Here is a 7,868-nt window from a genome sequence, read left to right as displayed (position 1 = left end):
CGCCGAACGGCCAATGTGCTCGTTGCGCTCTGGAGAGCTATGTCTCCGGGTTCCCCAAAAGTCGGGTTATCGGCAACTTTGGGCCGAGTCGCCGAAAACCCCGTTTCAAGGAACTTCATGCATTGACCGCCCGCGTGGCAAACGTGGTCCGACGACTGCGATATGTCTGACGAGCATGGACGACGCCTCTGCAAGCTAGCTCGCAATATGTTTAGGGCACCCGGCGCACGTCATCGCTGTCGAAGAACACTTGGTGGTTAAGCGACTGAGACTCCTTCTCCAGGAGATAGCGGTCGTCTTCAGGATAGTATTTGGCCTTGGCCGGGTCGGCTCCGGCAAACGCCTTCACCGCTTCGAGGCCGTCCCAAAACGTCACCAAAAGAAAATGAGCCCCATCGCTTTCGTCGCGTCGCGTGAAGACGGCCCTGAGAAGGCCCGGGATAGAGGCATAGTCTGGCGCGGCTCGCTCGCGCAGGAACGCTTCATATGCCGCAGCGTCCTCGGCCCGGGTCGCGGGGAATCTACCTGGAAGTCGCTGCGGCACAGGATAGGAAGCTGAAAAGCTGATCTCCAACTCCTCACCGAAACTTACCAATTTGCGTCTTCTGTTGACGATTGATGACCGTTGCGAAATAGAGTAGGCTGAACGCGATCCCCTTTCTTAGCCATGTCTCTTCAGTCTTTTTCGGATTTGCTGGAGGTTCTTTACTCGGCCCCGCTCGATCAGGAGCAATGGCAAGAATTCCTAACGCTTCTCTGCCACCACACCAGCAGCAAATATGGGCTTTTCTTCTGTGCGGATACTCACTTGGGTGTCACAGTTCGTGCCATGGGCGGTTCTCGTCACGACATAGATTTCATAACTGTCTACAACGAGCGATACGGTACTAGCGATCCCTTTCGAGCTCCGCTTATTCGTAATGCAAAAATAGGTGTCTTCCAGGGCGACGACATCCTACCGCACGAAGGCCTCCTGCAAACCGACATGTATCGCGACTTGGCGCAGCCAGTTGGCGCCCGCTACGCCACCTTAGTGCCACTTACCCTCTCCGTGCGGCGCCTCGAAGCAATCAGTCTCTGGCGCACTCCCGAGATGGGCCCAATGGATGAAGACTGCAACCAGCTGCTTCGTCTTCTTCTGCCTCATATCAAGAAGGCTTTGGAAATACACCGTGAACTCGGTGCAATACGACAGCGTCTTGCGGGAGCCGAAGCGATTGCAGATGCCAGTTTCACAGCAACATTTCTTGTCAAGCGGAGTGGGATTGTCATTCACAGAAATGCCGCTGCGGATTCATTAGTGGCCGATGGAAGAGCACTAACACTCTCGGCAGGAGTTCTCAGGCCATTAGATCAAGATGCGGCCATCGCACTTCGGAAAGCGCTGTCAGGTAGCCATCGAGCTCCGGCATCAAGCGTTGCCGGCCCGAATCACGCGATACTACTTCCGCGTACAGATGGTGGACGGCCTTCGCAGTTACTTTTCTCTCCCCTGCCCCAAAAACAAACCCTCCGCTCAGGCGCGGATTTTTTGATCCTTGTCATTGATCCGGAAAGGGCTACCCGATTTCCGGATGATGTCCTTCGTGAGCTCTATCGGCTTACTCCGGCAGAGGTGGAAGTCGCAAATGGAATCCTTATGGGCTACTCCCCCGATGAAATTGCTTGCCTGCGAAGGGCTTCAGCGGGAACGGTACGCAACCAACTCAAATCCATAATGGGCAAGACAAACACGAACCGTCAGAGTGAGATGGTCCGCCTGCTGATGGCTATCCCGCAACCATCCGCAAATTAAGCATTTGGTATATCCCATTTAGGACATGCCGAAACAGAGCTAGCGAAGGAAACTCAATGCATGAAAACAACCATGCGTTGCGCCTTCGCAATCCTTTTGTCCCTGATGATGAAAGCTTCAGCCAAGGCTCAGCAGTATGTCGGACCAAACTACAACAACTGCATTCGCCTCGTGGATGGAGGGTTCGGCACGATTGGAATAGAGAATACCTGCAATATCAGCCTATCGGTACAGTGGGTTCCGTTTAACGGTGGCAGCGGCGGTCAACTCGAGATCCGTCCAGGGTCCTCCTCGGGAACAGGGAGTACGACGCGCGAGAAAAATGAGGCAGGCGGGTGGGACTACTACATTTGTCCCCGAAGTTACTGGGCCGTTGATGGGAGCGATCGAAGCGTCACAAAACCAAATACCCAATTCCGTTGCAAGAAAAACTGATGTGAGGCAACCGCTCGTGGGAAGTTCTCCGCATCCAGGGTCCCGATTCTTAATAGGTGAAATATGAAAATAGCTTTGCCCGCCGTCTTGCTCGTGATGTTTTTCATTTCTGGACGCCCAACATTTGCCCAGGATCAGAACCCTCAAGTAGCTCCGACGTCTCAGGAAACTCTCGACTTTCTGAACAGCCATCGCCATACGTATTACTCCGAATGCGTAAATACTGAGTATTCGGACCCGCACGGCTACATCACGGCTGCGAGTGACACAGTCAGAGCATTAGGTATAGACAGCGTCACCGCGGCAAATGGAACGCTTACATTCCGATACATAACTGCGGGATACGACGACGATGCGACCGAAAAGATTCAGCCACAAGACCATAACATTACTTTTGTTCTGCGTTCTATCAAAATAGCGTCGCTAGTAGTGGAAGAAAATCCTGCCGAGGCAAGTTGCAGAGACGATCATGCTATGGGCGCATCAAATTGCGGCGGTCGGCCCTGCCCAGCTGTTCCGTATCGCTTCTCCATCAACACTCCCTATTGGGTTCGTTTGAACGACGGTGTCGCCAATACATACAAATTCGGCCTGCCGGTAATGACCAGAGAGGAGGGCGACCGCGTAGTAAAGGCGATTTTGCATATGATCGAACTCGCGGGCGGTCAGACGAAAGAGGTATTTTAGTGGAACTTGCCTTCTCGCCAGTGGGCCTACTTCTCAACTACAAAGTTCCTTTCTGCCTCTATTCAAACGTGTTCTTGCAGGTTGGTGTGATGCGTATACAGAACTTCAGCCATTGAAGGATACCCCCGTGGAATATTGGACGCTTCTAATTGGCTTCGGTATTACGGCACCTGCTTGCCTCAACGCTCAGCAGCCTGTTTACATTCCTAGCGTCGAATCCTGCCTCTCCATGAGAAACGCAAGCGGCGGAGGTACGTCGTTCTACAACGTCTGTTCAAGGCAGATTTATGCAGCGGTGTACACGGAGATAAGTGCCGCAAGACGGGTTCTAGGAACATTTCATTATTCGACGCCACAAATCTAGTCTGTAGTCTGCAAAGCCCAAAGGGAGGAAGGAACACAGCTTTGATAGCCCAATCAAACAAAATGAGGGCAACCCCATGAGGCCAATCGGTTTTTGGTTATCAGTAAGTGTTGTGATGACGGCCTGTGCGGGGTGCGGCGGCGGCGGTACACAAAAAGTTACCACGTCGGAAACGACCCTAACTATCGCCCGATTGGACCCGTCGCTACCAGCAGCGGTCCAGGGTCTGATCACCAAGGTCGTCTCGGTTGCGGATAGCGAACCGCCAGCTACGGCGCTGAAAATTCCCGCCGGTATTGCCGGTGTGTCCAGTTTGATCTTTGCTGTTGATCAGAACCAAAATCCCATACTTGCCGCTTTTGCAAATGCGGATACAACCGTCCTAAGCGTGGATAGTACTTCAGTGGCGCTAGTTCTATCTTCTCTAGATCCATCTTCCTCGTCAGTGCTCACCTACTCTCAGATGGAAGCGGATGTTCAGAATGCCGCCGGCTACAGTGCGCTTTCTGCTGCTGTGCTATTCAGTCTGCAGTCGGGAACCGCTCCGGTTACCTCGTCCAGCGTGCTCGGTGACGTGGCAATCGTCGTAAATCAAGTCATTCCGGTCGTCCTATCTCAGATCGCAACAGCAGAGACTCCGTCAGCGAACACTGTCAGGTCTTCCCTTTCGCCGGCGGAAATCGCCGGCCCTCCGCTTCCGTTCCAGATCCTTGGGCCTATCGCCAGTTTGGCTACGTTTTATTCGGTTTATATCAACGCTCCAGATGGAAACGGCGGAGTAGAAATTACCAACAAGCTGCCGATTGCCCTTCATGCTTACAGTGCCGATCTTAGCGGTAACAATATTGTTGGTCCTAATCCAGGCTTATCCCTGCCCGCGGCGCCTCCGTTGTTTGCGTACCCCCAAACTGCTACCGCAGTTGATGTAGGGGGAAATGGCCAACAATTTCTGGTGACCGTAGATCAGAATTCCGCCGCTCGGGATGCAAACGTTCGGCAAGGCATCGCAAATGTGTTGATTTTTATTATGAACCAGGCATTAGGAAAGGTTGCTACTGGTGTCAACGTGGACGCCTGCGCTCAGCAGGGCGTAACGCAGTTGATCAATGGCATGGGCACAGCCTACAACACCGTCATTCTATCGGCTTCGACGGGAGCAGGCGTCGACTTGAGCCTAGCCAACAACCTCACCGTAGCCAGTCTTGGCGGAGCATTCAAGATAGCTTTTAGCTGTGCGGCAAAGGCGAGTACGACCTCCATTTTTTCTACGATCGCTACGTGGTTGAATCCTTACAATAAGTGGCTGCAATTGCTGAGTCTAACAGCGCAAGCTCTGCCCACCGCAACGCAGTTATCGCTCACGATCTATTACTGGAACCTCGTTCAGCCTGTTCAAGTTTGCGAATCCGGAAATCAGGTTGTCGCTTGTACTCAGCCACTCTACGGAATAGAGCAATCGCAAGCCGGCACTCCCACAATAGTGAGTTTGAACCCTTCCAGCGGGACTGTTAGTTCTCTATACGCATTTCCTTCCAATTTCTACACCGGTCTCTCGGAGGGGGCACTCGACCCATTGGGACATCGTTACTTCCAGATCGTCGAGACAGATAGTGGGACAGCATCAACGCAGCAGTTGTACACGGTCGACGTCACCGGGGCTTCGTCGCCGAGCGTGACACAGCTCCCGAATCTACCTGCAATGTGGGGGTTGCAATTTGACGCATCATCTGGGCTCCTCTACGGAACTGAAGCCCTAGGCTCAGGCGTGCCGCTCGTGAGCTTGAATCCTAGTACCGGTGCGATTGAATCGATGTATACGTTCCCGATCACGTTCTACATCGTCTATGCGCAAGGCGCCGTCGATTCGGTGGGGCAGCGATACTTTCAGATCGGGATGACAGGAGCGAATTCGTTCCAGCTCTACAACATCGACCTTACAGGAAGCGCTGCCCCTCAAGTTGTGAGTGCGCCCCAAATTTATAATCTCGTGTTCGACTCTTCGTCTGGCCTGCTGTACGGAATCGAGATCCTTCCGGGTGACAGTTATGCCCTCGTCAGTCTGGATCCGTCGAGCGGCTCGGTCGGTACCATCTACAGCTTCCCAGCGTCTTCGTACCCCGGACTTTATGATGGGGCGCTAGACCCGATCGAACACCAATACTTTCAGATCGTGACAGGACAAAATTCGTCGCAGGAGCAGCTTTATACCATCGACTTAACCGGAGGCACACCAACTACTGTCACCAATGTTCCTGCGATCCTCGATCTTAGCTACTAAGCCCGAGCCTCTCGAGATTGATGTATATATGACGTACTTGCTTAGTGACGGTTGGAATGTTCAGTTCTTGGAACCAAACCTGAAGACGCCTGTTGGCCGTATCCGCCAGCTCGGCAGCATCGACAAGGTGAAAGAGCTCCTAGCCCGAACCCCGGCGCGGTTGGACCTTGCAGCGAAGCAGGCTATTGAGCACGCAATCGCTAGGGGCAGAGGCGGAATCTATCTGCAACTTACAGAGGAGCAATATCGTAAGCTAGCTGATAAGGGAGTTTGAAGCGCCCAAAGCGTAGTTTCCCAAAACCCCGTTTTTGCGTGAACAGCGGGGACACGATTCCAAGTGGAGGGTATGCCACATCTTTGGTAGCATTCTTCCGGTTGGGCATTAAATTCCTGACTGCCGTTATTCCCTTGATTTAAACCGTCGCACTTTGCCCCGAGGAGGTTTCTGATATGAAGAAGCTCATACTTGCTTCGCTGTTGGTTGTGGTTAGTGCAGGATCAATCGCGTCTCCGGTGTATTCCCAGCAAGCGGCTTCTGGGGGGATTCAGATGTCACAGGATGAATACGCGGCCTATAACAAAGCCAACACGGCGGCAACACCGGCAGAAAAAGCAGCAGCGTTCGAGGCATATTTGAAGCAGTATCCAAACTCGGCGGTAAAAGTGGATGTGCTGAATCAAATTTTGTTTGCTGACGCGCAGCTTCAGGACAAGGCTGCAATACTAAACGCCGCCGATCGGCTTCTGGAGGTGGATCCCAATAATCTACGCGCCTTATTTTTCGAGGTGTTCTACCGGAAAGCAGATGCCGACAAGTTGACTGATCCAGCAGCCAAACAGTCTGCGCTTGATGCGGTTGTCAAGTATGCTCAGCAAGGTATAAACGCGGCAAAGCCCAAGGACATGGCGGACGCTGATTTTTCAGCCCTCAAGGCGAAGACCGATCCACTATTTCAGAGCGCCATTGCCGACGACGACATCTCTAAAAAAGACTTTGCCGATGCGATCCCAGTGCTGAAAAAGGAGATCGAAGAAGATAAAGACAATACGACGAAGGTTGGTCAGACTCTTCAGGACGTGTATGTTCTGGCGCAGGCTTATTACAGCTCGACGCCGCCTGACTATCTGAATTGTGCCTGGTATGCGACGCGTGCTGCGGCGTTTGCTCCCGCGGCTTACAAGACGACCATTGAGCCGTTGGCGAACTATTGCTACAAGAAGTATCACGGCAGCATGGATGGATATGCGGCCATGCAGACGGCGGTGCAGACCAATTTGGATCCGCCCGCTGGGTTCACGGTTACGGCTGCTCCAAAGCCGGAAGATCTTGTGGCTCAGTTAGTTTCGAGCACTCCGGATCTGGCGACGCTGGCTTTGGGAGATAAGGAAACGGCGCTGCAGTATGGCAAGCCGGCGGACGCTCAGAAGGTATTCGATTCGGTGAAGGGCAAGCAGGTGGAGTTCCCGAATGTGACGGTGGTTTCGGCTACGGAAAGCCAGCTGGTTCTGGAGGTTTCAGACGATGCGGTTGCGAGCAAAACCCCTGATTTCACAGTGAATTTGAAGGAACCGCTGAAGACGATCCCGCAGGCGGGCGACAAAATTACGGTCGACGGAACGTACGATTCGTACACGGCTAGCCCGCTGATGATCACCATGTCGGATGGCGCGATTGTGCCGAAGAAGGCTGCTCCGAAGCCGGCTCCAGCGCATCACCCGGTTCACCACTAGATTGCTTTTACCCTCAGACGCACCTTAGCTCTGTTTGCAATTGAACTCAGCCAAGCCTAAAATCGAGCGCAGTTAGAGAACATCTCGGAACAGCCCCTGAATTCCCACGGGGCTGTTTTTTTGCCTTCGACGATCCTGCTCTGGCTTTAGGAGAATCAGAGTGAGGATCGAAACTCCTTTAAAGTCGGGTTTTCGGCAACTTCGGTTGACTGGTGCGACTCTTGCCTTCTATCGCTGGTGCCTGAGAGCGTGGCTGGCATGGATACCTTACCTTTTGATCGCCCGTGTCTCACCTGCCACGCCAAGCCAACGGAACCATGTAAGAACGAACAAGGCATGGTTATTCGCGGTGTACACCCGAGCGTTGGGAGCCTAAGAGTCATCTATCTCAGGCTTCGGACGGACATAAGGGCCACCTATAAACAGTGTTCCGGATAGGGCAGCAAACGCTTCTCGTTTAGAGCGACTTCGACAACTCCCGCAAAGTCGAGTTTTCGGCAAGTTCGCGGCTTCCGGCTGGCTCGACCAGATCAGGTTGTTAAAATGTGCGAGACAGATCACCGTTCACCAAGCATCTC

Annotated in this window: 6 protein-coding genes; 5 read left to right on the top strand and 1 reads right to left on the bottom strand. The window is 53.1% G+C overall.

What is annotated here, in order from left to right:
* Positions 1–211 precede the first annotated feature (211 nt).
* On the bottom strand, positions 212–595 hold the full coding sequence (locus tag GSQ80_RS04060) for an antibiotic biosynthesis monooxygenase (RefSeq protein WP_216850134.1): 384 nt from the start codon (positions 593–595) through the stop codon (positions 212–214).
* A gap of 72 nt (positions 596–667) precedes the next feature.
* On the opposite strand from GSQ80_RS04060, the gene GSQ80_RS04055 reads away from it, so the two are divergent.
* From GSQ80_RS04055 to GSQ80_RS04035, 5 genes are all read left to right on the top strand, one after another.
* Positions 668–1,795: a helix-turn-helix transcriptional regulator gene (locus GSQ80_RS04055; protein ID WP_158786246.1), complete on the top strand. Its 1,128-nt coding sequence runs from the start codon at positions 668–670 to the stop codon at positions 1,793–1,795.
* 60 nt (positions 1,796–1,855) lie between these two features.
* Complete coding sequence (locus GSQ80_RS04050) at positions 1,856–2,230, top strand: hypothetical protein (protein ID WP_158786245.1); 375 nt, start codon at positions 1,856–1,858, stop codon at positions 2,228–2,230.
* A 63-nt stretch (positions 2,231–2,293) separates the two neighbouring features.
* A complete protein-coding gene (locus GSQ80_RS04045; protein ID WP_158786244.1) occupies positions 2,294–2,917 on the top strand; it encodes a hypothetical protein in 624 nt (207 codons plus the stop codon).
* Between the two features lie 440 nt (positions 2,918–3,357).
* Positions 3,358–5,559 carry a hypothetical protein gene (locus tag GSQ80_RS04040; RefSeq protein ID WP_158786243.1) on the top strand — a complete coding sequence of 734 codons (2,202 nt, stop codon included), beginning with the start codon at positions 3,358–3,360 and terminating at the stop codon, positions 5,557–5,559.
* A gap of 450 nt (positions 5,560–6,009) precedes the next feature.
* Complete coding sequence (locus GSQ80_RS04035) at positions 6,010–7,290, top strand: hypothetical protein (RefSeq protein WP_158786242.1); 1,281 nt, start codon at positions 6,010–6,012, stop codon at positions 7,288–7,290.
* Positions 7,291–7,868: the final 578 nt, after the last annotated feature.

This window comes from Granulicella sp. L46 (assembly GCF_009765785.1).
Taxonomy (GTDB): Bacteria; Acidobacteriota; Terriglobia; order Terriglobales; family Acidobacteriaceae; genus Granulicella.
The sequence above is the reverse complement of the archived record's forward strand: the minus strand, read 5'-3'. Positions and strand labels throughout refer to the sequence as shown.